The 23335-nt window shown below is 71.7% G+C and carries 24 protein-coding genes; 17 read left to right on the plus strand and 7 right to left on the minus strand.

The window, feature by feature from the left end:
- Positions 1 to 2 precede the first annotated feature (2 nt).
- The 3 genes from OHA73_RS08685 to OHA73_RS08695 all read left to right on the plus strand — a co-directional run bounded on the left by OHA73_RS08685 (position 3) and on the right by OHA73_RS08695 (position 1846).
- Entirely contained in the window at positions 3 to 311 is a 309-nt protein-coding gene (locus OHA73_RS08685) for a hypothetical protein (RefSeq protein WP_266722309.1), read from the plus strand.
- 539 nt (positions 312 to 850) lie between these two features.
- Positions 851 to 1324 (plus strand): C40 family peptidase, encoded by a 474-nt coding sequence (locus OHA73_RS08690; protein ID WP_266722307.1) that lies wholly within the window; start codon positions 851 to 853, stop codon positions 1322 to 1324.
- A gap of 48 nt (positions 1325 to 1372) precedes the next feature.
- On the plus strand, positions 1373 to 1846 hold the full coding sequence (locus tag OHA73_RS08695) for a DUF6328 family protein (protein ID WP_266722305.1): 474 nt from the start codon (positions 1373 to 1375) through the stop codon (positions 1844 to 1846).
- Here the strand turns inward: OHA73_RS08695 and OHA73_RS08700 are convergent.
- A complete protein-coding gene (locus tag OHA73_RS08700; RefSeq protein WP_266722303.1) occupies positions 1830 to 2267 on the minus strand; it encodes an ATP-binding protein in 438 nt (145 codons plus the stop codon). The genes OHA73_RS08695 and OHA73_RS08700 overlap by 17 nt on opposite strands.
- A 284-nt stretch (positions 2268 to 2551) precedes the next feature.
- Here OHA73_RS08700 and OHA73_RS08705 point away from each other — a divergent pair, with 284 nt between their 5' ends.
- Positions 2552 to 3403, plus strand: coding sequence for a helix-turn-helix domain-containing protein (locus OHA73_RS08705; RefSeq protein ID WP_266722301.1), 852 nt, complete (start codon positions 2552 to 2554; stop codon positions 3401 to 3403).
- 50 nt (positions 3404 to 3453) lie between these two features.
- Positions 3454 to 3663 (plus strand): DUF397 domain-containing protein, encoded by a 210-nt coding sequence (locus OHA73_RS08710; RefSeq protein ID WP_266722299.1) that lies wholly within the window; start codon positions 3454 to 3456, stop codon positions 3661 to 3663.
- Here the strand turns inward: OHA73_RS08710 and OHA73_RS08715 are convergent.
- The gene (locus OHA73_RS08715; RefSeq protein WP_327654740.1) at positions 3647 to 4816 is read right to left on the minus strand and encodes an 8-amino-7-oxononanoate synthase; all 1170 of its coding nucleotides are present in this window, start codon (positions 4814 to 4816) and stop codon (positions 3647 to 3649) included. The genes OHA73_RS08710 and OHA73_RS08715 overlap by 17 nt on opposite strands.
- A 184-nt stretch (positions 4817 to 5000) precedes the next feature.
- Between OHA73_RS08715 and bioB the strand changes: the two genes are divergently transcribed.
- The 4 genes from bioB to OHA73_RS08735 all read left to right on the plus strand — a co-directional run bounded on the left by bioB (position 5001) and on the right by OHA73_RS08735 (position 9243).
- On the plus strand, positions 5001 to 6164 hold the full coding sequence (gene bioB, locus OHA73_RS08720; protein WP_327654741.1) for a biotin synthase BioB: 1164 nt from the start codon (positions 5001 to 5003) through the stop codon (positions 6162 to 6164).
- Positions 6157 to 7467 carry an adenosylmethionine--8-amino-7-oxononanoate transaminase gene (locus tag OHA73_RS08725; protein WP_327654742.1) on the plus strand — a complete coding sequence of 437 codons (1311 nt, stop codon included), beginning with the start codon at positions 6157 to 6159 and terminating at the stop codon, positions 7465 to 7467. Before bioB ends, OHA73_RS08725 begins: the two co-directional genes overlap by 8 nt.
- Complete coding sequence (gene bioD / locus OHA73_RS08730; RefSeq protein WP_327654743.1) at positions 7464 to 8198, plus strand: dethiobiotin synthase; 735 nt, start codon at positions 7464 to 7466, stop codon at positions 8196 to 8198. The genes OHA73_RS08725 and bioD overlap by 4 nt, the downstream gene beginning before the upstream one ends.
- 346 nt (positions 8199 to 8544) lie before the next feature.
- On the plus strand, positions 8545 to 9243 hold the full coding sequence (locus OHA73_RS08735) for a class I SAM-dependent methyltransferase (RefSeq protein WP_327654744.1): 699 nt from the start codon (positions 8545 to 8547) through the stop codon (positions 9241 to 9243).
- A 21-nt stretch (positions 9244 to 9264) separates the two neighbouring features.
- Here OHA73_RS08735 and OHA73_RS08740 read toward each other — a convergent pair whose 3' ends face one another.
- Both OHA73_RS08740 and OHA73_RS08745 read right to left on the minus strand, forming a co-directional pair.
- The gene (locus tag OHA73_RS08740) at positions 9265 to 9603 is read right to left on the minus strand and encodes a fic family toxin-antitoxin system, toxin component (protein WP_266725634.1); all 339 of its coding nucleotides are present in this window, start codon (positions 9601 to 9603) and stop codon (positions 9265 to 9267) included.
- 61 nt (positions 9604 to 9664) lie between these two features.
- Positions 9665 to 9904 carry a toxin-antitoxin system HicB family antitoxin gene (locus tag OHA73_RS08745; RefSeq protein WP_266722288.1) on the minus strand — a complete coding sequence of 80 codons (240 nt, stop codon included), beginning with the start codon at positions 9902 to 9904 and terminating at the stop codon, positions 9665 to 9667.
- A gap of 141 nt (positions 9905 to 10045) precedes the next feature.
- Here OHA73_RS08745 and OHA73_RS08750 point away from each other — a divergent pair, with 141 nt between their 5' ends.
- The 4 genes from OHA73_RS08750 to OHA73_RS08765 all read left to right on the plus strand — a co-directional run bounded on the left by OHA73_RS08750 (position 10046) and on the right by OHA73_RS08765 (position 15659).
- Complete coding sequence (locus tag OHA73_RS08750; protein ID WP_327654745.1) at positions 10046 to 11266, plus strand: RNA polymerase sigma factor; 1221 nt, start codon at positions 10046 to 10048, stop codon at positions 11264 to 11266.
- A gap of 106 nt (positions 11267 to 11372) precedes the next feature.
- Entirely contained in the window at positions 11373 to 12149 is a 777-nt protein-coding gene (locus OHA73_RS08755) for an ABC transporter ATP-binding protein (protein WP_266722284.1), read from the plus strand.
- Positions 12150 to 12151: 2 nt separating this feature from the next.
- Positions 12152 to 14716: an ABC transporter permease gene (locus tag OHA73_RS08760; protein ID WP_327654746.1), complete on the plus strand. Its 2565-nt coding sequence runs from the start codon at positions 12152 to 12154 to the stop codon at positions 14714 to 14716.
- 52 nt (positions 14717 to 14768) lie between these two features.
- Positions 14769 to 15659 carry an LLM class F420-dependent oxidoreductase gene (locus OHA73_RS08765; RefSeq protein WP_327654747.1) on the plus strand — a complete coding sequence of 297 codons (891 nt, stop codon included), beginning with the start codon at positions 14769 to 14771 and terminating at the stop codon, positions 15657 to 15659.
- A gap of 41 nt (positions 15660 to 15700) precedes the next feature.
- Here OHA73_RS08765 and OHA73_RS08770 read toward each other — a convergent pair whose 3' ends face one another.
- Both OHA73_RS08770 and OHA73_RS08775 read right to left on the minus strand, forming a co-directional pair.
- Entirely contained in the window at positions 15701 to 16120 is a 420-nt protein-coding gene (locus OHA73_RS08770; RefSeq protein ID WP_327654748.1) for a GNAT family N-acetyltransferase, read from the minus strand.
- Positions 16121 to 16221: 101 nt separating this feature from the next.
- Positions 16222 to 17451, minus strand: coding sequence for a serine hydrolase domain-containing protein (locus OHA73_RS08775; protein ID WP_327654749.1), 1230 nt, complete (start codon positions 17449 to 17451; stop codon positions 16222 to 16224).
- 213 nt (positions 17452 to 17664) lie between these two features.
- On the opposite strand from OHA73_RS08775, the gene OHA73_RS08780 reads away from it, so the two are divergent.
- From OHA73_RS08780 to OHA73_RS08795, 4 genes are all read left to right on the plus strand, one after another.
- Positions 17665 to 18564 carry a LysR family transcriptional regulator gene (locus OHA73_RS08780; RefSeq protein ID WP_327654750.1) on the plus strand — a complete coding sequence of 300 codons (900 nt, stop codon included), beginning with the start codon at positions 17665 to 17667 and terminating at the stop codon, positions 18562 to 18564.
- A gap of 232 nt (positions 18565 to 18796) precedes the next feature.
- Positions 18797 to 20245, plus strand: coding sequence for a hemolysin family protein (locus OHA73_RS08785; protein ID WP_327654751.1), 1449 nt, complete (start codon positions 18797 to 18799; stop codon positions 20243 to 20245).
- The gene (locus OHA73_RS08790; protein WP_266722270.1) at positions 20242 to 21255 is read left to right on the plus strand and encodes a hemolysin family protein; all 1014 of its coding nucleotides are present in this window, start codon (positions 20242 to 20244) and stop codon (positions 21253 to 21255) included. Before OHA73_RS08785 ends, OHA73_RS08790 begins: the two co-directional genes overlap by 4 nt.
- A gap of 64 nt (positions 21256 to 21319) precedes the next feature.
- Positions 21320 to 23053: an ABC-F family ATP-binding cassette domain-containing protein gene (locus tag OHA73_RS08795; protein ID WP_327654752.1), complete on the plus strand. Its 1734-nt coding sequence runs from the start codon at positions 21320 to 21322 to the stop codon at positions 23051 to 23053.
- On the opposite strand, the gene OHA73_RS08800 is transcribed toward OHA73_RS08795, so the two are convergent.
- Complete coding sequence (locus OHA73_RS08800) at positions 23008 to 23298, minus strand: holin (protein ID WP_327654753.1); 291 nt, start codon at positions 23296 to 23298, stop codon at positions 23008 to 23010. The genes OHA73_RS08795 and OHA73_RS08800 overlap by 46 nt on opposite strands.
- Positions 23299 to 23335 lie beyond the last annotated feature (37 nt).

Raw genomic sequence — 23335 nt, forward strand, 5'->3', positions numbered from 1 at the left:
CGATGTACCCGCCCGAACTTCCGCCGCTGCCCGCGATGACCCGCGCCGAGTGCGAGCTCGTGGACCGCTATCTGGAGGTGGTCGACCTCATCGCCCGCATCAACCCGGCCCGGGGCGACAACACCTACAGCGGGCTGCGCGCGGCGCAGGCGCTGGTGAGCCGGGCGGTGGAGCTGCGGGACGCGCTGAACCTGATGCACCAGCGGGGCGAGAGCCGGGTGCACGCGACAACGCTGGCGCGGGCGCTGCGCGTCCTGGACGGGGAGCGGCGCACCAAGCGGGTCACTTTGCCCTCAGAACCGATCAGTTGAAGTCGGGACTGTTCACTGGACATCCCGAACCGCTACGGCACGATCCAAACGCCCCGAACGAGGTACCCCGTACGGCCCAACCTCCGGTCCGTCGATGAGCCCGGCAAAGTTGCGCACGAGCCGTAGGCGGCTGTCGGAATTCGGCGTTCCGTCGCTGGTGCGGGGCTCGTCGGGGCTCGTCGGTCCGGGGCGAAAGCCGCACCGTCCACCTGAACGGGTCAAGGGTGACGAGACTCACTTACCGCCGGTTCACCTCGGTTTTCGCCCCCGCCGTGCGTGAAGATCCGTTGCGACGACAAGCCCCCGCCACCGCGGCGGGGCGGTCCGCACGGACGCCGAGTCCTGCCGCCGTGCGGATGCCAGGTCGACAGGAGTGCATCGGCAGGAGTGGAGGACCCGAGCACGACGGGCCCCCGCCGCGCCTCGTCAGAGGCCGCGACGGACGGTCCTTGGGGTGAAGCCGCAGCTTGCGGCCGGGCAACTTCGCCGGCCCGAACCCGACAGGTCATCCTTCACAGGCGGCTGACGAAGGGTTGCGCATGACTGCGCTGAATCGTGTTCCGTCGCTGCTGACCCGGGCGGGTACCGCTTCCGCCCTCTCCATCGCCGTCGCCGGCGCGGGGCTCATGGTCCCCGGCGCCGCATCCGAGGCATCAGCGGCCACGGCATCCGTCAAGGCACTGCACGTCGCCGCGTCCAAGAAGGGTGCACCGTACAAGTGGGGCGCCACCGGGCCGCACCGGTTCGACTGCTCGGGCCTCACGCTCTACTCGTTCAAGCGGGCGGGCAAGAAGCTGCCGCGCACCGCGGCCCAGCAGTACAACAGGACCAAGCACATCTCAAGGTCTCACCGCACTCGCGGTGACCTGGTGTTCTTCCGCTCCGGCCGGAGTATCTACCACGTGGGCATCTATGCCGGTAAGGGCCGCATCTGGCACTCCCCGAAGACCGGCGCCGTGGTACGTCTCGAGCGGATCTGGACGAACAGCGTGTCGTACGGCCGGGTGCGGTGAGCCGCAGCGCTCGCGCGTGAGCGTGCCGCGAGCGGATACTCGTAGGGGATGCACGAGCGCAACGAGACGCCGCTGGAGCGCGCCGATCGGAACTTCGGAGAACTCCTTCAGGAGCTCCGGGTCATCCAGACCGGCGTGCAGTTCCTGTTCGCGTTCTTGTTGACCCTGGCGTTCACGTCGCGCTTTCCGTCGCTCGACACGGTCCAACGGACCACGTACGTCACGACGTTGCTCCTCACGGTCATCGCGGCCACGCTGTTCACGGCGCCGGCCGCGGTGCACCGGATGCTGTTCAGCCTGGGCGCGAAACCGCAGATAGTGCGGGTCTCCTCGCGGCTCGCGGCGTACGGGATGGTGGCGCTCGTGCTCGCGCTGAGCGGGTCCGTGCTGCTCGTGGTCGATGTGACGGTCGGCAGGGCCGGCGGGATCGCGGCGGGCGTGGGGACGTTCTGCGTCTGTACGGGCCTGTGGGGGCTGCTGCCGTGGCTGTTGCGGCGAGCGGTTCTCAGGCGGGTCGGGTGACCGGAGCCACCCAGGGCAGCGTGATCAGCACCGTCTTGCCGCCCTCCGGGGTCGGTCGCACCGTCAGCGTGCCGCCGAACTCCTTGATGAGGCAGCGGATGATCACCATGCCCCGGCCGTTGTCCTGCTGGACGGCGGCCGGCAGCCGCTTGGGGTAGCGCGGGTGGCTGTCGGTGACGCCGATGCGCAGCTGCTCGTCGCGCTCCAGCTCGATGTCGACGGTGAACGTGGGTGACTGCCCGAGGGTGTGCTGCACCGCGTTCGTCGCGAGCTCGGAGACGATCAGGCGGATGGTGTCCGCCGCATCGGTCCCCGCCGCCATGCCCCACTCCGCGAGGACGGTGGCGACATACCTTCGGGCGGCCGAGACCGAGGCGGGATCGCTCGGCAGCGTGACGGATGCTTCCTGGTGGTCTGCCATGGCGACGTGTCCCTTTCCCGCCGAGGTGGCTCGTCCGGCCTCGCGGATCGCTCCCGCGCGGCCCCCGGCAACTGCTTCGCGCCAGATTGCCACTTGGACGTACCACTGTGGTGCCGATCCCCCAAGATATGCATATATCTGTCGCTCGATGCGGTGAACTCTGCGACGGTGGACCGTATTTGGGCCGAGGCACGCTCCGTCCTCTACCGTCGGCTCAGACACGCGCCCCGTGCGGGCCGGGAGGGAGTCCGGCCGGGTGGCGCGAGGAGCCCGAGGAGTCCCCCATGAAATACGGTCCCGCCGTACGCCGTCGCAAGCTCGGTGCCGAATTGCGGACGCTGCGCGTCCAGGCCGGCCTCACGAGCGGGGAGGCGGCACGGCTCGTCGGCTGGCACCAGTCGAAGGTGAGCAGGATCGAAACAGGACGCAGCGGCGTGAAGCCTTCGGACGTGCTGCGGCTGCTCGACGCCTTCGAGGCCCGCGATCCCCGACTGCGCGAACTGGTGGTCGCACTGGCCGGCGGGGACGAGGTGGGCGGACACCACTGGTGGCACGCGTACCGCGGTCTACTGCCGCCCGCGTACCGCGATTTCATCAGCCTGGAGTCCCAGGCGTGCCGCATCAGGACCCTGGAGACGAGCGTCGTACCGGGGCTTCTGCAGACACCCGAGTACGCGCACGCGGTGACACGTTCGGTATTGAACGGGGCGCCGGACCAGCACATCGACGCGCTGGTGGAGGTGCGGCTCGCGCGCCAGGACGTGCTGCGCGCCGATCCGCCGCTGCGGCTCACCGCCGTGCTCGACGAGGCGGTGCTGCGCAGGGAGGTGGGCGGGAACGGAGTGCTGCGGCGGCAATTGGCACATCTGGCCGAGGCCGCATCAATGCCACATGTCCGGATCCATGTGCTTCCGTTCTCGTCGGGTGGCCATATCGGCTTGACGGGACCTTTCGTTGTGTTCTCTTTTCCGAACACATCTGATCTGGATGTGGTTGTTCTCGACCATTTGACGAGTAGCCTCTACCTCGAACGGAAAGAAGACCTCAAGGCGTACACCGACGCCTTCGACGCTCTTCTGCTCCATGCCAGGTCACCCGAGGATTCACTCGAATTCATCGCGAAGATTGCCGGGTAAGCGAGGACGCCGACACCTCGTCGTGCGCCGGCACCGCGTGAGGAGGCATCATGGCCATTGCCCGCAGTACGTCGCTGAGCGGTGTCCGATGGCGGCGCAGCAGCCGCAGCACGGGCGCCAACAACTGCGTGGAGACAGCCTCGTTGAGGCCGGGTTCGCCGGTCGGCCTGCTGGCCGTCCGCGACTCCAAGCGCACGACGGGGCCCGCGCTCCTGTTCACGTCCACGAGCTGGCGTACGTTCGTCAACTCCTTACGGTAGAAGCCCCGTTGGGAGCGGTGCGGCTGATCACTCGGACGGCCTCGGCGACCTCGGTCTCCGTGAGGTCGGCGCGGGCGGTCAGCCGCAGCCGCGCGATGCCGTCGGGCACGGAAGGCGGCCTGAAGCACCCCACCGAAAGGCCCGCGTCCCGGCAGTCCGCCGCCCAGCGGACCGCCGCATCGGGCGAGGGGGCACGCACGGAGACGACCGCGGCATCGGGACGGACGGCCAACAGGCCTTCATTTTGCAGTAGTTGATGCAGGGATGTCGCTACGTTCCGTGCGCGCGCGGCGCGTTCCGGCTCGCGGCGCAACAGCCTCAGTGCCGCGAGGGCAGCGCCGCACGCGGCCGGGGCGAGGCCCGTGTCGAAGATGAACGTGCGGGCCGTGTTGACGAGATGGTCGATGACATGGGCGGGGCCGAGCACCGCGCCGCCCTGACTGCCGAGGGACTTGGAGAGGGTGACGCTGACGACGGTGTCGGCCGCGCCCGCGAGTCCCGCCGCGTACGGAACGCCGCGCCCGCCGGCGCCCACGACGCCGAGCCCGTGCGCGTCGTCGATGATCAGACCCGCCCCGAACTCCCGTGCCACCTGCGCAAGTTCGATGACCGGTGCCCGGTCGCCGTCCACCGAGAAGACCGAGTCGGTGACGACGACGGCCGCCCCTTCATGCGTGCCGAGTGCCTTGCGGACGGATTCCGGGTCCGCGTGCGGGGCCACCTGGGTGGCGCCGCGAGCGAGCCGGCAGCCGTCGATCAGCGAGGCGTGGTTGCCCGCGTCGGACACGATCAGTGATCCGTGCGGGGCCAGCGCGGTGACGGCTGCGAGGTTCGCCGCATATCCGGAGGAGAAGACGAGGGCCGCCTCGAAACCGCAGAACTCCGCCAGTTCCCGCTCCAGTTGGGCGTGCAGCTCGGTGCTGCCCGTGACCAGACGGGACCCGGTGGCCCCGCCGCCCCACCTGCGCGCGGCCCCGGCCGCGCCCTCGACGACCTCGGGGTGCCGGGCGAGGCCCAGATAGTCATTGCTCGCGAGGTCGAGCATCGGGCTGTCCGCGGGGCGCGGGCGCAGGGTGCGGACGAGCCCGGCGGCCTCGCGGGCGCGCCGCTGTTCGCCGATCCAGCCGAACGCGGGTGTGTGGGGCGTGGCCATGAGTCCTCTGCGAGTCCGGCAATGGGCGAGCGGTGCTTTGTAGGTGCGGTGCTTTGTAGGTAATGCACAGACACTAGCGCCCGCGCCACTCGGGCAGGATGTGGCAATACCCACACGACGTGCGCCGTCCTTTGTAGAGAGTCTCCTTTCCCCGAGAGCACGGGATAGGTAAGGATCAGGGCCCATGGACCTGCTGAACACGCTGGTGGACAAGGGGCTTCGGCGCGAACTGCCGAGCCGTGAAGAGGCGCTCGCGGTACTCGCGACGTCGGACGACGAACTGCTCGATGTGGTGGCCGCGGCCGGCAAGGTGCGCCGCCAATGGTTCGGGCGGCGGGTGAAACTCAACTATCTGGTGAACCTCAAATCGGGGCTTTGCCCGGAGGACTGCTCGTACTGCTCGCAACGCCTCGGTTCGAAGGCGGAGATCCTCAAGTACACGTGGCTGAAGCCCGACGAGGCATCGAAGGCGGCGGCCGCCGGGGTCGCGGGCGGCGCCAAGCGGGTGTGTCTGGTGGCGAGCGGGCGCGGCCCGACGGACAAGGACGTGGACCGGGTCGCGAAGACCATCGACGCGATCAAGTCCGAGAACGAGGACGTCGAGGTGTGCGCCTGCCTCGGCCTGCTCGACGAGGGGCAGGCGGAACGCCTTCGCGGCGCGGGGGCGGACGCGTACAACCACAACCTCAACACCTCCGAGGCGACGTACGGCGACATCACCACGACGCACACGTACGCGGACCGCGTCGAGACCGTGAAGAAGGCGCACGCGGCGGGGCTTTCCGCCTGTTCCGGCCTCATCGCGGGCATGGGCGAGAGCGACGGGGATCTGGTCGATGTCGTCTACGGGCTGCGCGAACTCGACCCGGACTCGGTGCCGGTGAACTTCCTGATCCCCTTCGAGGGGACACCGCTGGCCAAGGAGTGGAACCTGACGCCGCAGCGGTGTCTGCGGATCCTGGCCATGGTGCGGTTCGTGTGCCCGGACGTGGAGGTGCGGATCGCGGGTGGCCGCGAGGTGCACCTGCGGTCGATGCAGCCGCTCGCGCTGCACATCGCCAACTCCATCTTCCTGGGTGACTACTTGACGAGCGAGGGCCAGGCCGGGAAGGCCGACCTCGACATGATCGCGGACGCGGGGTTCGAGGTGGAGGGCGCCGAGCAGGTGACGCTGCCGGAGCACCGGGCCGGGGGTGGCTGCGGGTCGACCTGTGCGCCTTCGCCGGAGACCGGGAGCGAGGCCGCCGCCGAGGCCGGGGCCGATGAGGCGCGGACCGATGAGGCGCGGACCGATCTCGTCACCGTACGTCGCCGGGGTGCGGGGACGGATCTCGCGCCCAATGCCTGAACTGAACCTGGACGAACTGCTCGACCTGGACCGGCGCCACGTCTGGCACCCGTACGGTCCGATGCCCGGAACGCAACAGCCCCTGGTCGTCGAGTCGGCGGCCGGGGTGCGGCTTCGGGTCACGGGGCACGGCGAGCTGGTGGACGGGATGTCGTCGTGGTGGTCGGCGATCCACGGCTACGGCCACCCGGTGCTCGACGAGGCGGCGCGCGGCCAGTTGGATCGGATGAGCCATGTGATGTTCGGCGGCCTGACGCACGAGCCGGCGGTACGGCTCGTGGAACGTCTTGTCGACATGTCACCGGAGGGCCTGGAGCACGTCTTCCTCGCCGATTCGGGGTCCGTGTCGGTCGAGGTCGCCCTGAAGATGTGTCTGCAGTACTGGCGTTCCCTCGGCCGGCCCGAGAAGCGGCGCATGCTGACGTGGCGCGGTGGTTACCACGGTGACACCTGGCAGCCGATGTCCGTGTGCGACCCGGAGGGCGGGATGCACGGGTTGTGGGCGGGCGTGTTGCAGGAGCAGATCTTCGTGCCCGAGCCGCCGAGCGGCTTCGACGCGTACGAGGAGGCGTACGCGGAGCAGCTGCGGGAGGCTATCGGGCGGCACGCGCACGAGGTGGCGGCCGTGATCGTGGAGCCGGTGGTGCAGGGCGCGGGCGGGATGCGGTTCCACTCCCCCGCGTATCTGCGGGTGCTGCGGGAGGCGTGCGACGCGCACGATGTGCTGCTGGTGTTCGACGAGATCGCCACGGGGTTCGGGCGGACCGGGGAGCTGTTCGCGGCCGGGCACGCGGGGGTGTCGCCCGATGTGATGTGCATCGGGAAGGCGTTGACCGGTGGCTATCTGACGATGGCGGCGACGCTGTGCACGGCGCGGGTCGCCGAGGGGATCTCGCGGGGCGAGGTGCCGGTGCTCGCGCACGGGCCGACGTTCATGGGGAACCCGCTGGCGTCGGCGATCGCGTGCGCGTCGATCGATCTGCTCCTGGAGCAGGACTGGCGCGGTGAAGTGAAGCGGATCGAGGCGGGGCTGCGCGAGGGGCTCGCGGGGGCTGTCGAACTGGCCGGGGTGCGGGATGTGCGCGTCCTCGGCGCCATCGGCGTCGTGCAGCTCGACCGCGAGGTCGACATGGCGGCGGCGACGCGGGCGGCGGTCGCGGAGGGTGTGTGGCTGCGGCCGTTCCGGGACCTCGTCTACACGATGCCGCCGTACGTCACGAGCGACGAGGACGTGGCACGGATCGCTCGCGCGGTGTGCGCGGTCGCTGCCGCCGCTTCAGGTGAAAGGTCAGTGCCGAGATGAGTGTGCTGGTCGTGACCGGGACCGGGACCGAGGTGGGCAAGACCGTGACGACGGCGGCGCTTGCGGCCGTCGCGGCGCGGTCCGGGCGTTCGGTGGCCGTGCTCAAACCGGCCCAGACGGGCGTCGCGCCCGGGGAGCCGGGAGACGTGGACGAGGTGGTGCGGCTCGCGGGGGACGCGGTGACGGGAGTCGAGCTGGCGCGGTACCCGGAGCCGCTCGCGCCCGGGACGGCGGCGGCGCGGGCCGGGCTTGCGCCGGTGCGGCCGGGGCAAGTGGCCGACGCCGTCGAGAAGTTGGCGGCGTCGCACGACCTCGTGCTGGTGGAAGGTGCGGGTGGTCTGCTCGTGCGCTTCGACGAGGAGGGTGCGACGTTGGCGGATGTGGCGGGGTTGCTCGGGGCGCCGGTGCTGGTGGTCGCGGCGGCGGGGCTCGGGACGTTGAACTCCGTGCAGTTGACGGGTGAGGCGTTGCGGTCGCGCGGCCTTCGCCAGGCGGGGGTCGTCATCGGCAGCTGGCCCCGCGACCCCGGGCTCGCGGAGCGCTGCAATGTGGCGGATCTGCCGGTGGTGGCTGGGGCGGAGTTGCTGGGGGCGGTGCCTGCGGGGGCCGGGGCGCTGCCACCCGTGGCGTTCCGGGCCGGGGCGGAGGGGTGGCTGGGGCCGGAGTTGGGCGGGGTGTGGGACGGGGGTGCGTTTGCGGAGAGCGAGCGCCCCGAGGCTTTCCGGGGTTGACGCCTTCGCGAGGGGCGCGCGGCACCGGGGGCCGCCTTGCCCACCCTGCCGCCCAAGGCGGCAGATTGCCCAAGGCGGTTGGCGGCGACCGCCAAGGGTGGGGAGGCGTGGTTGGCGGCAGATTGCCCAAGGCGGGGGCAGCCACCCGCAGGCCCAGGCGGCGGGTGGGCATGTCAAGCCCCGGTCTGGGACGAGACTCGCGGGGTGCGGGGCGGAGCCCCGATCTTTTCAGCCCCGCCGGCGTTTGAGGCGCGGGGGCCGGGGCGGAGCCTCGGGCGTAGGGTCCAGGGCTCCGCGGCGGGGAAGACTGGAGGTGGGGGGCGCGCCCAGTGAAGGAGGCCCCGTCGTGGACAAGGCATCGTTGGTCGGCAAAGCGGCCCGGCGCGGTGGGCGGGACGCCGTGCGGCATCCCGTGTTCGCCCGGTATTACGCGCAGGTCGTCGAGCGGGTCGAGCCCGTCATGGCCCCCATACGGAGGGAGCTCGTCGCCGGGCTCTCCGGACGCGTACTGGAGATCGGCGCCGGGACCGGCATCGGCTTCGGGCACTATCCGACCACCGTCTCCGAGGTCGTCGCCATCGAACCCGAGCGCTCCCTGCGCCGGATCGCCGTCGACGCGGCGCAGCGCGTGGACGTGCCGGTCGACGTGGTTCCGGGCGCCGCGGAGGCACTGCCCGTGAAGAGCGAGGCGTACGACGCCGTGGTGCTCAGCACCGTCCTGTGCAGCGTACGGAACGTGGAACGCTCCCTGGGCGAGGTGTGGCGCGTGCTGCGGCCGGGCGGTGAGGTGCGGTTCTTCGAACATGTGCGGGCTCCGGGGCGCGGCATGCGCCTCGTCCAGGGCGCCCTCGACCGGACTCTGTGGCCGCTCTGCGTCGGCGGCTGCCACCTGCGGCGGGACGCCCTCGGCTCGCTGCGCGCGGCCGGCTTCGAGCTCGGCGACCACCGGGCGCTGACCATGCCGGGGCACGGGCCCCGGCAGCCGATGTCGTACTGCGTGCTCGGCACAGCCAGGCGGCCCGCACGCGACGGGGACCAGGCGTAGCCGCACGGGCTCCGGGCCGCCTCACAGGCTCCAGGTGCGGAGTTCCTTCTCGATGTCGTGGACCGTCGCCGTGCCCGTCTTCACCAGGCGCGCCAGATCGCGGATCTGCTCGGGCGACGTGACGATCTTCAGCCCGCTGGCGACGAGGTACGCGTAGGCGACAGCCGTCGCGTACATCGCGTTCGAACGCTCCAACGCCGGTACATGGATGAGGAGTTGGAGAAGCGACGCGGCGCGCGCGTGCGCCGAGTCGTAGACCGGCACGTCGAAGATCGCGGCCCGGTGGCGGGCGACGGCGCCCACGAGGGCGCCCCAGTCGGTGACCTGCGGATCACCGGGGGTCTTCTGCTCCGCGACCATGAGCAGCCAGGCGAGGTCGATGGTGAGATGCGGCGGTTCGTTCAGCGGTTCATTCGACGAATCACTCAACGGGACGGCGCCGGCCTTCGGTGTCCGAGCCGAACTCCTCGGCGAACACCGACTCGTACTGCTTCATGAAGTCGGCGGCGGCGTCGACGAACGTCCGCCCCTGCTCGCCGGCGTCACGCCGCACCAGCTCCTCGATGTACCGGTTCACGCTCACCCCTTGGGCGAGCGCGCGCTCGCGGGCGGCGCGGGCGGTGCCCTCTTCCACCCTGACGTTCAGCTGCGTCTTGGCCATGCCTCCAAGCTAGCGCCGATGTGCTAGCACCGGCAAGGTGCGGACGATCGATCGTCTGCGCCTCTCCACACCTTTGATCTACGGCTGTACTCTCGCGGGCCGGACGGGACAGGACATGCGGATGAGCGCGAAGGGGCCCTCATGCCGATGGACATGCCGGACACACCGAATGCCGCCGCGGCCTCGGCCCGTGGCACGTACCCCGAGCGCTGGCTGCGCGTGTGGAGCCACCGGGAGGAGCTGCTCAGGGTCGCCCGGCGCGGATCCGTCACCCCGGAGGACGCCGAGGACGCGGTGCACGAGGCGATGCTGCGCGCGGCGGAGCGTCCTGGCCTGGACGACGAGCGGCTCGGCGGCTGGCTCACGACGGTGACAATGCGGCTGTGCGTCGACCGGCACCGGCAGGTCATGCGGGAGGCCGAGGTGCACCGCAGCCCGACGCTGACGGTCCCGGGCCCCGTGCCCGTCGAGGAGGCCGTGTGCGACCGGGACGAGGCGCGCTGGCTGGCGGCCCGCAGCGCCCGGCTGCCCGAGCGCCAGGCGGAGGCGCTGCGGCTGAAGGCCGAGGGCCTCGACGTGGGAGAGGTCGCCCTGCGGATGCGGCTCGGCTATCGGACCGTCGAATCGCTGCTGGCGCGGGCCCGCCGCACCTTGGCGGAGACGCTGGGGCTCGCCCTCTTCCTGTGGGGCCGCGGGAAGCTCGTCGCGAGCGGGCCCGCGCAGGCCGTCGCGGTGTCGTCCGCGACGGCGGGGCTTGTGGTGGCGGGGTTCGTGGCGCCGGACGCCGCGGAGCACGGGGCCGCTGAGCCGCGGGTGACCGAGTCGCGGGTGGCCGGGGCGAACACGGGGGATGTGCGGCCGGTGGGCGATGCGGGTTCCGGTTCCGCGATTCCCCGTGTGCGCGAGGAGCGGGACGCGCAGCACCGGGGCGCCGCGTCGCCCGTGCGCACGGAGCCGGGTCCGGAGCGTTCGGGTTCCACCGAGGAGGGTCCTACGCGGTGGTTGCCGACGGTGGCGCTGCCGTCCGTTTCGGTGCTGAGAGTGACGGTGTCGTTGCCTGCGCTTGGGAGCAACCCACCACAGTCACCCGCACCTGCCCGAAAGAAGTCCGCCCCCGCCGCGACGGATCGCCCGCCCCTCCCTCGTGGGCCGGTTGGAGCCCTCCGGCCTCGCCCCCGTACGGATCGCCTGCATCAGCCGGTTGATCGTCGACCTGAACGCACAGACCGGCGATTTCGGCGGCGAGTACCGCAAGACGACGTCGACCCGCAGCACGCGGATCTCGTGGACCTCAACCGGGTCCGGATGACCATGAGCCGCACCTCCGACGGCTGGAAGGTGAGCGGCGCCGACGCGCTCTGAGACCCGTTGTCAGAGCAACCGGCTATCCTCGGACCCGATATCGAGCCTCGAAGCCCGATGCACAACTGGCTTACTAGGTAAGGGAGTTGGGGTGGGGGGAACGGGTGTGGCCAAGGAGACCGCCGTCGCCGCGCGGGCCAGGGGCCTGACGAAGGCGTACGGCTCCGGCGAGACGCAGGTGCTCGCTCTCGACGCGGTCGACGTGGACATCGCGCGCGGCCGGTACACGGCCGTGATGGGCCCTTCGGGCTCGGGCAAATCCACGCTGATGCACTGCCTGGCGGGCCTCGACACCGTCTCGGCGGGACAGGTGTGGCTGGGGGAAACGGAGATCACGGGACTGAAGGAGCGCGAACTGACGCGACTGCGGCGCGACCGCATCGGTTTCATGTTCCAGTCCTTCAACCTGATCCCCACGCTGAACGCGGCGGAGAACATCACGCTGCCGATGGACATCGCGGGCAAGGACCCGGACGAGAAGTGGCTGGAGCAGGTCATCGACACGCTCGGCCTGCGGGACCGGCTGAAGCACCGCCCCGCTCAGCTCTCCGGCGGGCAGCAGCAGCGCGTCGCGTGCGCGCGGGCGCTCGCCGCGCGCCCCGAGCTGATCTTCGCGGACGAGCCGACGGGGAACCTGGACTCGCGGGCCGGGCTCGAAGTGCTCGGATTCCTGCGCCAGTCGGTCGACGAGCTGGGTCAGACCGTGGTCATGGTGACCCACGACCCGGGCGCCGCCGCCCACGCCGACCTGGTCCTCTTCCTCGGTGACGGCCGCGTCGTGGACGAGATGCGGGAACCGACCGCGGAGTCCGTCCTGGAGCGCATGAAACAGTTCGACGTCGTGCGCCAGGTTGTCGCCGAGAAGCCCGGCCCCCGGGGTTAGCCATGCTGAAAGCGACCTTACGGAGCTTCCTGGCGCACAAGGGGCGCCTCGTCCTGTCCGCACTCGCCGTCGTCCTGTCGGTGGCGTTCGTCGCGGGCAGCCTGATCTTCTCCGACACCGTGTCGCGCACCTTCGACCGGCTCTTCGCGTCGACGTCGGCGGACGTGCGGGTGGGACCCCAGGAGGACGACTTCGACGAGTCCGTGCCGTCGGGCACGGTGCGTACGGTGCCCGCCTCGCTGGCCGGGCGGATCGACCGGGTCGACGGCGTGGCCGCCACGCACATCGACGCCGGGGTCGAGAACATCACCGTCGTCGACCGGCACAACAAGTCGGTCGGACCGACCACCGGTGCGCCCACGATCGCCACCAACTGGGAGCCCACGGACCGCAGTCCGCTGCGCCTCACATCGGGGCACGCGCCGCGCGGCCCCCGCCAGGCGCTGCTCGACGCGGACACCGCCGACAAGAAGCACGTGGGCATCGGGGACCCGCTCACCGTCCTCGCCGAGCCCGGTTCGTTCAAGGTCGAGGTCGTGGGCATCGCCACGTTCCGTACGACGAACCCGGGCGCGGCCCTCGTCTTCCTGGACACGGGCACCGCGCAGCGCAGGCTGCTCGGCGGCACCGGGCGTGCGTCGAGCATCGCGGTGGACGCGGCGCCGGGCGTCGCCGACACGACCCTCAAGCGGCGGATCGGCCAAGAGCTGGGCGGCGCCTACGAGTTGAAGACGGCCGACGAGGACGCGAAGTCGGCCACGGACGACCTGGGCGGGTTCCTCGACGTCATCAAGTACGTGATGCTCGCCTTCGCTGGCATCGCCGTCCTGGTCGGCGTGTTCCTCATCGTGAATACGTTCTCGATGCTGATCGCCCAGCGGACCCGGGAGTTGGGACTGCTGCGGGCGCTCGGTGCGGACCGCCGGCAGGTGCGGCGCTCCGTCCTGACGGAGGCGTTACTGCTCGGGCTCGTCGGTTCGGCGGCCGGGTTCGCCCTCGGCGTGGGGCTCGCCGTCGGGCTCATCAAGGTGATGAGCGTCTTCGGCATGAACATCAAGTCCACGGAAATGGCGGTGGGTTGGACCACTCCCGTGATTTCGTTCGTGGTCGGCGTCGGGGTCACGTTCGTGGCCGCGTATCTGCCGTCGCGGCGCGCGGCCCGCGTCTCCCCGATGGCCGCGCTCGCCGACGCCGAGATCGCGGGTGTGGGGCGGCCGTTGAAGGTGCGGGCACTGGTGGGCTCGGTGATCGGCGCGGCCGGCGCCGCGGCCCTGATCGGCTGCTGGATGGCGGACGAGACGGGGCCCGCGTCCTCGCTGCTCGGCCTCGGCATCGTCCTCACGCTGCTCGCGACGGTCGTCGCGGGGCCCCTGCTCGTACGGCCCGTGATCCGGGTCCTCGGCGGCGCGTTCCCCGCCGTGTTCGGTTCGATCGGCCGGATGAGCCAGCGCAACGCGCTGCGCAACCCGCGCCGCACCGGAGCCACCGCCGCCGCCCTGATGGTGGGCCTTGCCCTCGTGGCGGGGATGTCCGTGGCGAGCGCGTCCATGAGCAAGTCGTTCGACGAGCAGATCGACAAGACGCTGGGCGCCGACTTCACCGTGCAGAACGCCAACTTCATGCCGTTCTCGCAGGAGGTCACCCGGAAGATACGGGCGACGGACGGCGTGGGTCTGGTGGTGCGCCAGCGGTTCAGCGCGCTCGCCGTGCGCATGCCGGACGGGAAGCGGGTGAAGACGACGGCTGCCGGGTGGGACCGGCGGGTCGACGAGGTCGCGCACGTCACGTACGCGCGGGGCAGCAGCGCCACGGGCCTGGCACCCCGGCATCTGCTGCTGCAGAAGGAGTTCGCGGACGAGCACGGGGCGCGGATCGGCAGCGTCCTGCCCGTGGAGTTCGCCGGCGGGAAGCGCACCGAGCTGACCGTGGGCGCCCTGACCGACCAGGAGGCCAACGACTTCGGTATGACCGGCGGCTTCGCGATGGGCCTGTCCACACTGGTGAAGTACGCGCCAGGCGGCCAGGACTCGGCGGTGTACGTGAACGCCTCCTCCGGCACCTCGCCCGACGTGCTGCGCGAGCGCCTGGAGAAGACGCTCGACCCGTATCCGCAGGTGCAGGTGCGCGACCTCGCCGACTACAAGGAGCTGATCCACGGGCAGATCGCGGTGCTCCTGTATCTGGTGTACGCGCTGCTCGGCCTGGCGATCGTCATCGCGGTCCTCGGCGTGGTCAACACCCTTGCCCTCTCGGTCGTGGAACGCACGCGGGAGATCGGGCTGCTGCGGGCGATCGGGCTCGCGCGGCGCCAGTTGCGGCTCATGATCCGCCTGGAGTCGGTGGTGATCGCCGTGTTCGGGGCGGTGCTCGGGCTCGCGCTCGGGCTCGTATGGGGCGTGGTCGCGCAGCGGGTGCTGGCCCTGGAGGGCATGGAGGCGCTGGCGATCCCGTGGACGACGATCGCCACGGTGGTGGTCGGCTCGGTGCTCGTGGGCCTCGCGGCGGCGCTGTTGCCGGCGCTGCGGGCCTCGCGGCTGAACGTGCTGGCGGCGATCGCGCACGAATAGCGGGCCGGACGTAGGGTCGGCACGGCAACTGTCCACGTTCTGAGGAGAGTTCATGAGTACGGCAGGTTCCCAGGCGGCGCGCCCGTTCCGCTTCGGCGTCAATCTGGTGACCCCCGCGCCGGACGACGCGTGGCGCGCCAAGTGCCGGCGCGCCGAGGAGATCGGTTACGACGTGATCCTCGTGCCCGACCATCTGGGCGCCCCGTCGCCGTTCCCCTCGCTCGTGGCGGCGGCCGACGCGACGAGCCGGCCGAAGGTCGGCACGTTCGTGCTCAACTGCGCGTTCTGGAACCCGGTGCTGCTCGCCCGCGAGGTCACCACCACCGTCGCCCTCACCGGCGGCCGCCTCGAACTGGGCCTCGGAACCGGCTACGTACGCGAGGAGTTCGAGCAGGCCGGCCTGGAGTGGGGCACGCCCGGCAGCCGCGTCGACCACCTGGTGCGCACCGTCACGCAGCTCGACCGGCTGCTCTCCGCCCCCGACCAGGGCCCCAAGCCCCCGCTCCTGATCGGCGGCAACGGCGACCGGATGCTGCGGATCACCGCCGAGCACGCCGACATCGCCGCGTTCACCGGGGCCCGCGCGCCGGCGGGGAACGCGGGCGGACTCGAACCGCTGACCGGCGACGAGCTCCAGGAGCGGGTGGCCACCTACCGGAAGTTCGCCGCCGACCGAGCGGAGAGCGCCGAACTCAACCTGCTCGTACAGATGGTGGCGGTGACGGACGACCGGCCCGCCGCCGTCCGGCCCCTCCTCGAACATCTGCCGCAGCTCACCGAGGAGCAGGCCCTCGACTCCCCGCTGCTGCTCGTCGGCACCGTCGAGCAGATCACCGAGCAACTGCTGGAGCGCCGCGAGCGGTTCGGGTTTTCGTACATCACCGTCCTGGAGCCGTCCATGGAGGCGCTCGCGCCGGTGATCGAGGCGCTGCGGGGGCGCTGAGAGCCGGTACGCCAAAGACCGGTACGCGAAAGGCGCGTGGGCTACAGCGACTTCACCCAGCGGCGCCAGTGGTCCTCGCGGTGGTATCCGGAAGCGGACCACGCGCCGTGCGCCCGCGTGTTGGACTCCAGGACCATGGCGTCGACGCGACGGCCGCCGAGCGCGGCGAAGCGTCGTTCGGCCGCTTCCAGGAGCGCCGACGCGATGCCCTGCCGACGGTGGTCGGGGTGCACGGCGAGCCGGTAGGCCGAGCAGCGCCACCCGTCGAAGCCGGCGATGACGGTGCCGACGAGCTGCCCGTCGCGTTCCGCGAGGATGAGGGCCTCGGCGTCGCGGGCGATGAGCCGCGCCACCCCGTCGTGGTCGTCGGAGATGCTCGTGCCTTCGGCCGCCTTGCGCCAGAACGCGAGGACCGCGTCGATGTCGTCGGGGGTCGCGGGGCGCATGTTCAGATCAGTCACCCCCGGATTCGAACACGGCTGCCTCCGCCCGGCCAAGGTCTTTTGGCCGGGCGAAGGCTGAGGCGATGGCCGTCCCCGCGGCCGGCCCCTCGGTGGCGGCCTCAGTCCTCGATCACCTGATAGAGCGTGGTCCAGAAGTCGTTGTGCAGCCGGATCGCGTGCCCCACGGACGCGCCGACCTGGGTGAGGACGATGCCGGTGACATCGTTGACCGGGTCGGCGTAGGTCGAGGTGCCGCTGCCGCCGTCCCAGCCGAACTGGCCGAGCGGCGCGTAGTCGCCGATGTAGGTGCGCACCGCCATGCCGAAGCCCCAGCCGCCCTGTTGCGCCTGGCCGAACGACACATGGACGTTCTCGGTGGCGAGGGCCGTCCGGGCCGCCTGCTGCTCGGAGTTGAGGCGGTTGGTGGTCATGAGCCGCACGGCCGGCTTCGACAGGACGCGCTCGCCGCCGTGCACTCCGCCGTTCAGCAGCATCCGGAAGTAGGCGTGGTAGTCGTCGGCGGTGGAGTTCAGACCGCCGCCACCGCCGGGGAAGGCCGGAGGCACGCTGTGGCGTCCGCCCTCGGCCTCGTCCCAGACCTGGAACTCGCCGGTGGCCGGATCGGGGGCGTACAGCGGAGGGAGCCGGTGCATGTCCTGGGCGGGCACGTGGAAGCCGGTGTCCTTCATGCCGAGCGGCTCGAAGATGCGCTCGCGCAAGAACGTGTCGAACGACTGCCCCGAGACCCGGGCGACCAGCACGCCGAGCAGGTCGCTGGCGATCTGGTACTGCCAGCACTCTCCGGGCTGATGCATCAGCGGCAGCGTGCCCAGGCGCTTCATCCACTCGTCGGGCTCGGGCATCGGCTCCGGGAGGTTCGGGATGATCCCCCGCTCGGCGATCGCCCCGAAGACCGGGGTGCCGATCGCGGTCATATCCATGCCGAGCCCGAACGTGGACGTCAGGATGTCCCGCACGGTGATCGGCCGGCGCGCGGGGACGGTGTCGTCCAGCGGTCCGTCGACCCGCTTCAGCACCTGTCGGTCGGACAGTTCCGGCAGCCACTCCTCGACCGTGTCGTCGAGGCGCAGCCGACACTCGTCGAGCAGCACCATGCCCGCCGCGATCGAGACCGGTTTGGAGGTGGACGCCATCCGGAAGATCGTGTCCCGGCGCATCGGATCGCCGCCGTCCTGACGCATCGTCCCCAGCGTCTCGACGTACGTCTCCTCGCCCCGGCTGTAGAGCACGACCACGCCGGGAATCCGCCCGGACTCGACGTGCCGCGCCAGCAGGTCACGGACCCTGCGCTGCCCCGCCTCGGAGAAACCGCCGCTGATGTGTCCCATCGCCCACCCCTCGCGGACCCGCCCGCGCGGCCCGCCCTCGTCCGGCTCGCAGGCCCGGAGACGTCCGGGCCCCTCGCCCTCAGCCTGCGCCGGGCCCGACGGGTGATCAACAATGAGTTCGGCAAGGCTGTGTTGTCCTCCGAAGCATCAATGCGCATTGTGTCACCGCACAGTTGACCGCTAGGTTCACGCTCACTGGGGAGGCGGGGGCCGATGGAGCTGCGGGACATCGAGATCTTTCTGACGTTGGCGGACGAGCTGCACTTCGGGCGGACCGCCGAGCGGCTGCACATCACCCCGTCCCGGGTCAGCCATGTCATCAAGAAGCAGGAGCGCCGGCTCGGCGTGCAGCTCTTCGAGCGGACCTCGCGCACGGTGCGGCTCACCCCTCCCGGCCAACGACTGCGCGACGAGCTGCTCCCGGCCCACCGACGCATCCTCCAGGCGCTCGACCGGACCGCCGCCGAGGGGCGGACCGAGGCCGGCGAACTGCGCGTCGGCTACTCCGGCCCCTGGTGCGCAGAACTGTTGCTGCGGGCCGCGCAGGAGCTGCGCGGCCGGCACCCCGGCTGGTCCGTACGGATCCAGGAGATCCAGTTCAACGATCTCTACGGTCCGCTGCACCGCGGTGAACTCCAGCTGCAGATCACCGAGTTCCCCGTGTTCGAACCGGGCCTCGCCGCAGGCCCGGTGCTGCTGCAAGAACGTCGCGCGCTGATGCTGCCGGCCGACCACCCCATGGCCGACGCCGACACCGTGTCCCTGGAGGACCTGGCCGAGGTGCCACTGCTCCGGCTCCAGGGGGACCATCCGAAACCCCAGATGGACTTCCACTTCCCCCCGACCACACCGATGGGCCGCCCCATCCCCCGCGGCCCCTCCTACACCTCCTGGTACGAGATCCCCGTGCTGGTCGCCGCCGGGTTCGGCGCGTCGATCGTGGCGGCCCGCATCGCCGACTACCACGCCCGGCCCGGCGTCGCCTTCGTTCCGTTCCGGGACGGTCCGACGCTGGACTACGGCGTGCTGCTGCCCGCCGCCGCCCCGGCGCCGCTCGTGCCGGCCTTCGTCGAGCTGCTGCGCTCCCTCGCCGAGGGGGACGGCGGCCGGTGAGCGGGGGCGTACGGGGCCGCGAGCGGGGGCACCCGTACGACGGACCGACACCCTTTGCCGACGCTTTAACATGGATGAGTCATCCGAACTCCTACGAAAGGTGTGAGCGTCCGCCCATGGGCGAGCCTCCCAGTCCGACAGGGACTCCTCCCTGCTCCGTCCCCCCGCGCGGCCCCCGCGAGCGCGCATCCGTCCCGGCCCTGGCCGATCATGGGACGGAGGTGACGCCCCGATGACCGAAGTACTGCTGCTCGCCGTCGCAGTCCTGCTGTCGCTGGCCTGCGGCGCGTTCGTCGCCGCGGAGTTCTCGCTCACGACCGTCGAGCGCGCCGATCTCGAAGAGGCCGTCGAGCGCGGTGAGCGCGGCGCGGCCGGCGCCCTGCGGGCCGTACGGAACCTGACCTTCCAGCTCTCCGGAGCCCAGCTCGGCATCACCGTCACCAACCTGGTCGTCGGCATGCTCGCCGAGCCGTCCATCTCCAAGCTCCTGGCGGGGCCGCTGGGGTCCATCGGGCTGTCCGAGGGGGCCTCCTCCTCGGTCGCCCTGGTGCTCGGCACCGCCCTGTCGACCGTGTTCCTGATGGTCGTCGGCGAGCTGGTGCCGAAGAACTGGGCGATCTCCTCGCCGCTGGCCGTGGCCAAGAAGGTGGCGACGCCGCAGCGCTGGTTCAGCGCCGCGTTCCGCCCGTTCATCACGCACCTCAACAACACCGCGAACCGGCTCGTGCGCCGCTTCGGCATCGAGCCGACCGAGGAGCTGGCCTCCGCGCGCGGCCCGCAGGAGCTGATGGCGCTCGCCCGGCACTCCGCGAAGGCGGGCGCGCTGGAGGCGGACACCGCCGAGCTGTTCGTGCGCACCCTGAACCTCGCCGACCTGACCGCGGAGAACGTGATGACGCCGCGCGTCCAGGTCATGGCCCTCGACCTCCAGGCCACCTGCGAGGACGTGGCGAACGCGACGCGGGCCACGGGACTGTCCCGCTTCCCCGTCTACCGCGGCAGCCTCGACTCGGTCGTCGGCGTCGTGCACATCAAGGACGTCCTCGCCGTGCCCGACGAGCAGCGGTCCCGCAAGGGCGTCACCGATCTGCTGCGCGAGCCGCTGCTGGTGCCGGAGACGCTGACCGTGGACCGGCTGCTCGACCGGCTCTCCGGCAAGCGGACGATGGCCGTGGTCATCGACGAGTACGGCGGCACGGCCGGTGTCGCCACCCTGGAGGACATCGTCGAGGAGGTCGTCGGCGAGGTCCGCGACGAGCACGACCCGCACGAGACCCCCGACATCGCGGCCGCGGGAACCGACCCGGAGGGCCGGACGCTCTACTCCGCCGACGGCGCCGCCCGCACCGACCAGCTCGCGCGGGTCGGACTGCGCGCGCCCGACGGACCGTACGAGACGCTGGCCGGGCTCGTCGCGACGGAGCTGGGCCGGATCCCGGACATCGGCGACAGCGTCGACGTCACCGGGTGGCGGCTCGACGTCGTGGACGCGCACGGGCATCGCGCGGCCCGCGTACTGCTGCATGCGCCGCTGATCCCGGACACCGAGGACAGCGGGACGGCGGAGGAGACGAGGAGCGGCCGGACGGCCGCGAAGGCCAGGGCGGCGGGCAAGGCCGAGAAGGCCAGGGCCGCGAGCAAGGCCGACAAGGCCTCTCAGGAGAAGGGGGCGGCCCGATGACCGCGATCCAATTGCTCATCGGCCTGGCGACGCTGTTCGTCAACGCCTTCTTCGTGGGCGGCGAGTTCGCGCTGATCTCGGTGCGCCGCAGCCAGATCGAGCCGTACGCCGAGGAGGGCGACCGGCGCGCGCGCAGCGTCATGTGGGGTCTTGAGCACGTGTCGGCGCTGCTCGCCGCGGCGCAGCTCGGCATCACGCTGTGCACGCTGGTGCTCGGCATCGTCGCCGAGCCGGCCATCGCACATCTTTTGGAGCCCGCGTTCGACGCGGTCGGCGTGCCGCACGGCCTGGTCCACCCGATCTCGTTCGTGATCGCGCTGACCGTGGCGACGTATCTGCACATGCTGCTCGGCGAGATGGTGCCGAAGAACATCGCGCTCGCCGAGCCGGTCCGCTCGGCGCTGCTGCTCGGCCCGCCGCTGGTCGCCGTCGCGCGCGCCCTGCGCCCGGTGATCTTCGCGATCAACGCCTTCGCGAACGGGCTGCTCAAGCTGCTCCGCGTGGAGGCGAAGGACGAGGTCACGGCGACGTTCTCGGACGACGAGCTGGCCCGCATGGTCAAGGACGCCTCCGCCGCGGGCCTGATCGACGACCGCGCGCAGGAGCGTCTGCACGACGCGCTCGAACTGGGCCGGCGGCCCGTCAAGGACGTCGTCCTGCCGATCGAGAAGGTCGTCTACGCGCGCGTGGGCGTCACGCCCGAGGAGCTGGAGCGGCTCTCCGCCGAGTCCGGTTTCTCGCGCTTCCCCGTGGTGGACGAGGGCCGGCGGATCGTCGGCTACCTCCACGTGAAGGACGCCCTGGACGCGATGCCGCGCGACCTGCCGTTCCGGGTGCCGGACATGCGGTCCATCGCGCGCGTGCGGGAGACGACGCCGCTGGACGACGTGCTGACCGCGATGCGCGGCAGCCGTACGCACGTCGCGGCGGTGCTCGGCGCGGACGGCCGGCTGGCCGGGCTCGTGACGATGGAGGACGTGCTGCGGGAGCTGTTCGGCCAGCCGGTGTGAGCCCTTCACGGGGGCCGGGAACCTCGCGGGGCCAGGAACCTCGCGGGGCCGGGAAAGGGGAGGCATGAGTCAGCTCGTCCTGAAGGACGTGTCGTACGGGTACCCGGACCGGCCGGTCCTCGACCGGATCTCGCTGTCGGTGCGGCCCGGCGAGAAGGCCTGCGTCATCGGTGAGAACGGCTCCGGCAAGTCGACGCTGCTGCGGCTGCTCGCGGGCGAGCTGATCCCCTCGGAGGGCTCCGTCGTGGTCGGCGCCGACGGCGGCACCGGCTACCTCGCCCAGACGCAGCCGCTGCCGCCCGACGCCACGGTGCAGGATGCCGTCGACGCGGCGCTCGCCGAGCTGCGCGACCTGGAGCGGCGGATCACCGAGGCGGAGGCGGCCCTCGGTTCGGCCGGGCCCGGCGCGCTGACCGAGTACGCCGATCTGGTGGCGGCCTTCGAGGCGCGCGACGGCTACCGCGCCGACGCCCGTCTGGAGGCGGCCCTGCATGGGCTCGGCGTCCCGCACCTGGAGCGCACGCGCACGCTCGACTCCCTGTCGGGCGGGGAGGCGGCGCGGCTCGGCCTCGCCTGCGTCCTCGCGCCGCGACCCGAGCTGCTGCTCCTGGACGAGCCGACGAACCACCTCGACGACCAGGCGCTGAGCTGGCTGGAGGAGCGGCTCCGGGCACACCGCGGCACCGTCGTCGCCGTCACCCACGACCGCGTCTTCCTCGACCGGGTGGCCGGCGCGATCGTCGAGGTCGACGGCGACCGGCACTCCGTCGCCCGCTACGGCAACGGCTGGGACGGCTACCTGGAACAGCGGGGCACGGCGCGGCGCCGCTGGGAGGAGCGGTACCGGGCGTGGTCCGACGAGGTGGACCGGCAGGAGCGGATCGCCGAGGACACCTCCGCCCGTCTCTCCGGCGGCTGGCGGATGCGGGACAGCAGCGCGTTCGCCAAGTTCTCCAAGCACCAGCGCTCCGTGGAGGGCCAGGTCTCCGGCGTCGTCCGCAACGCGCGGGAGCGGCTGCGGAGGCTGCGCGCCGACCCGGTCCCGAAGCCGCCGGAGCCGTTGCGGTTCCGGGTGGGCGGGGGCCCGGAAGGCGGAGCTCCGGAAGGTGGCGACCACCCCTTCCTGCGCCCCGTGGAGGTGACCGACGTCGCCGTCGAGGGACGGCTCACGGTCGAACGCCTTGTGCTGGAGCCCGGGTCGCGCACCCTGGTGACCGGGCCGAACGGTGCGGGCAAGTCGACGCTGCTCGCCCTGCTCGCCGGGCACCTCGCGCCGGACCGTGGCACGGTCCAACGCCCGCCCCGCATCGGCTACTTGACGCAGGAGGTCGCGCACGACGGCACCGCGCAGCCGCTCCTCGACGCGTTCGCGGCCGGGCTCGGCGGGCTCGGCGGGCTCGGCGGGCTCGGCGGGCTCGGCGGGCTCGGCGGGCTCGGCGGGCTCGGCGGGCTCGGCGGGCTCGGCGGGCTCGGCGGGCTGCCCGAGGAACACGCGGGGACCCTGCTGGCGCTGGGCCTCTTCCGCGAGGAGGACCTGGCCGTGCCGGTACGGGACCTCTCCGTCGGCCAGCGCCGCCGGCTCGATCTGGCCCGCCTGGTCACCCGCCCCGCCGATCTACTGCTCCTGGACGAGCCGACGAACCACGTCTCGCCCGCGCTCGCGGAGGACCTGGACGAGGCGCTGGCCGGCTACGCGGGCACGCTCGTCGTGGTCTCCCACGACCGCAGGCTGCGGGCCCGCTTCGAGGGCCGTCAGGTGCGCGTGGCGGGCGGGTCGCTCGTGGGCTTCTTGGGCTGAGGGCGCGGCGCCGCGGGCTCCGGCGTCGGGGCCTCCAGGATGCCGGGACCGTGCGGCCCGATGCGTGCGGTGCCGACCGCCGTGAGGACCGCGAGCAGCGTGGCGAGCCCCGCGGTGCCGAGGGCCGCGGCCCAGTCGACGTCCAGCAGGTTCGTCGCGCCCGCGACCAGCACCGCCGCGAGCGCCTGCGCGAACGTCCGGATCGCCCGCTCGGCGGTGGCCTTCCAGAATCCGATGCTCCACATGACCCGCTCCCCCGTTCGTCGCGCCCGCCCGGCCGGG

Origin of the sequence: Streptomyces sp. NBC_00483 (assembly GCF_036013745.1) — a bacterium.
In the GTDB taxonomy this organism is placed as follows: domain Bacteria; phylum Actinomycetota; class Actinomycetes; order Streptomycetales; family Streptomycetaceae; genus Streptomyces.

Excerpts from the sequence above, each read along its gene's own strand:
- OHA73_RS08685 (WP_266722309.1), top strand. The coding sequence starts at position 3 with ATGTACCCGCCCGAACTTCCGCCGCTGCCCGCGATGACCCGCGCCGAG.
- OHA73_RS08690 (WP_266722307.1), top strand. The coding sequence starts at position 851 with ATGACTGCGCTGAATCGTGTTCCGTCGCTGCTGACCCGGGCGGGTACC.
- OHA73_RS08695 (WP_266722305.1), top strand. The coding sequence starts at position 1,373 with ATGCACGAGCGCAACGAGACGCCGCTGGAGCGCGCCGATCGGAACTTC.
- OHA73_RS08700 (WP_266722303.1), bottom strand. The coding sequence starts at position 2,267 with ATGGCAGACCACCAGGAAGCATCCGTCACGCTGCCGAGCGATCCCGCC.
- OHA73_RS08705 (WP_266722301.1), top strand. The coding sequence starts at position 2,552 with ATGAAATACGGTCCCGCCGTACGCCGTCGCAAGCTCGGTGCCGAATTG.
- OHA73_RS08710 (WP_266722299.1), top strand. The coding sequence starts at position 3,454 with ATGGCCATTGCCCGCAGTACGTCGCTGAGCGGTGTCCGATGGCGGCGC.
- OHA73_RS08715 (WP_327654740.1), bottom strand. The coding sequence starts at position 4,816 with ATGGCCACGCCCCACACACCCGCGTTCGGCTGGATCGGCGAACAGCGG.
- bioB (WP_327654741.1), top strand. The coding sequence starts at position 5,001 with ATGGACCTGCTGAACACGCTGGTGGACAAGGGGCTTCGGCGCGAACTG.
- OHA73_RS08725 (WP_327654742.1), top strand. The coding sequence starts at position 6,157 with ATGCCTGAACTGAACCTGGACGAACTGCTCGACCTGGACCGGCGCCAC.
- bioD (WP_327654743.1), top strand. The coding sequence starts at position 7,464 with ATGAGTGTGCTGGTCGTGACCGGGACCGGGACCGAGGTGGGCAAGACC.
- OHA73_RS08740 (WP_266725634.1), bottom strand. The coding sequence starts at position 9,603 with ATGGTCGCGGAGCAGAAGACCCCCGGTGATCCGCAGGTCACCGACTGG.
- OHA73_RS08745 (WP_266722288.1), bottom strand. The coding sequence starts at position 9,904 with ATGGCCAAGACGCAGCTGAACGTCAGGGTGGAAGAGGGCACCGCCCGC.
- OHA73_RS08750 (WP_327654745.1), top strand. The coding sequence starts at position 10,046 with ATGCCGATGGACATGCCGGACACACCGAATGCCGCCGCGGCCTCGGCC.
- OHA73_RS08760 (WP_327654746.1), top strand. The coding sequence starts at position 12,152 with ATGCTGAAAGCGACCTTACGGAGCTTCCTGGCGCACAAGGGGCGCCTC.
- OHA73_RS08765 (WP_327654747.1), top strand. The coding sequence starts at position 14,769 with ATGAGTACGGCAGGTTCCCAGGCGGCGCGCCCGTTCCGCTTCGGCGTC.
- OHA73_RS08775 (WP_327654749.1), bottom strand. The coding sequence starts at position 17,451 with ATGGGACACATCAGCGGCGGTTTCTCCGAGGCGGGGCAGCGCAGGGTC.
- OHA73_RS08780 (WP_327654750.1), top strand. The coding sequence starts at position 17,665 with ATGGAGCTGCGGGACATCGAGATCTTTCTGACGTTGGCGGACGAGCTG.
- OHA73_RS08785 (WP_327654751.1), top strand. The coding sequence starts at position 18,797 with ATGACCGAAGTACTGCTGCTCGCCGTCGCAGTCCTGCTGTCGCTGGCC.
- OHA73_RS08790 (WP_266722270.1), top strand. The coding sequence starts at position 20,242 with ATGACCGCGATCCAATTGCTCATCGGCCTGGCGACGCTGTTCGTCAAC.
- OHA73_RS08795 (WP_327654752.1), top strand. The coding sequence starts at position 21,320 with ATGAGTCAGCTCGTCCTGAAGGACGTGTCGTACGGGTACCCGGACCGG.
- OHA73_RS08800 (WP_327654753.1), bottom strand. The coding sequence starts at position 23,298 with ATGTGGAGCATCGGATTCTGGAAGGCCACCGCCGAGCGGGCGATCCGG.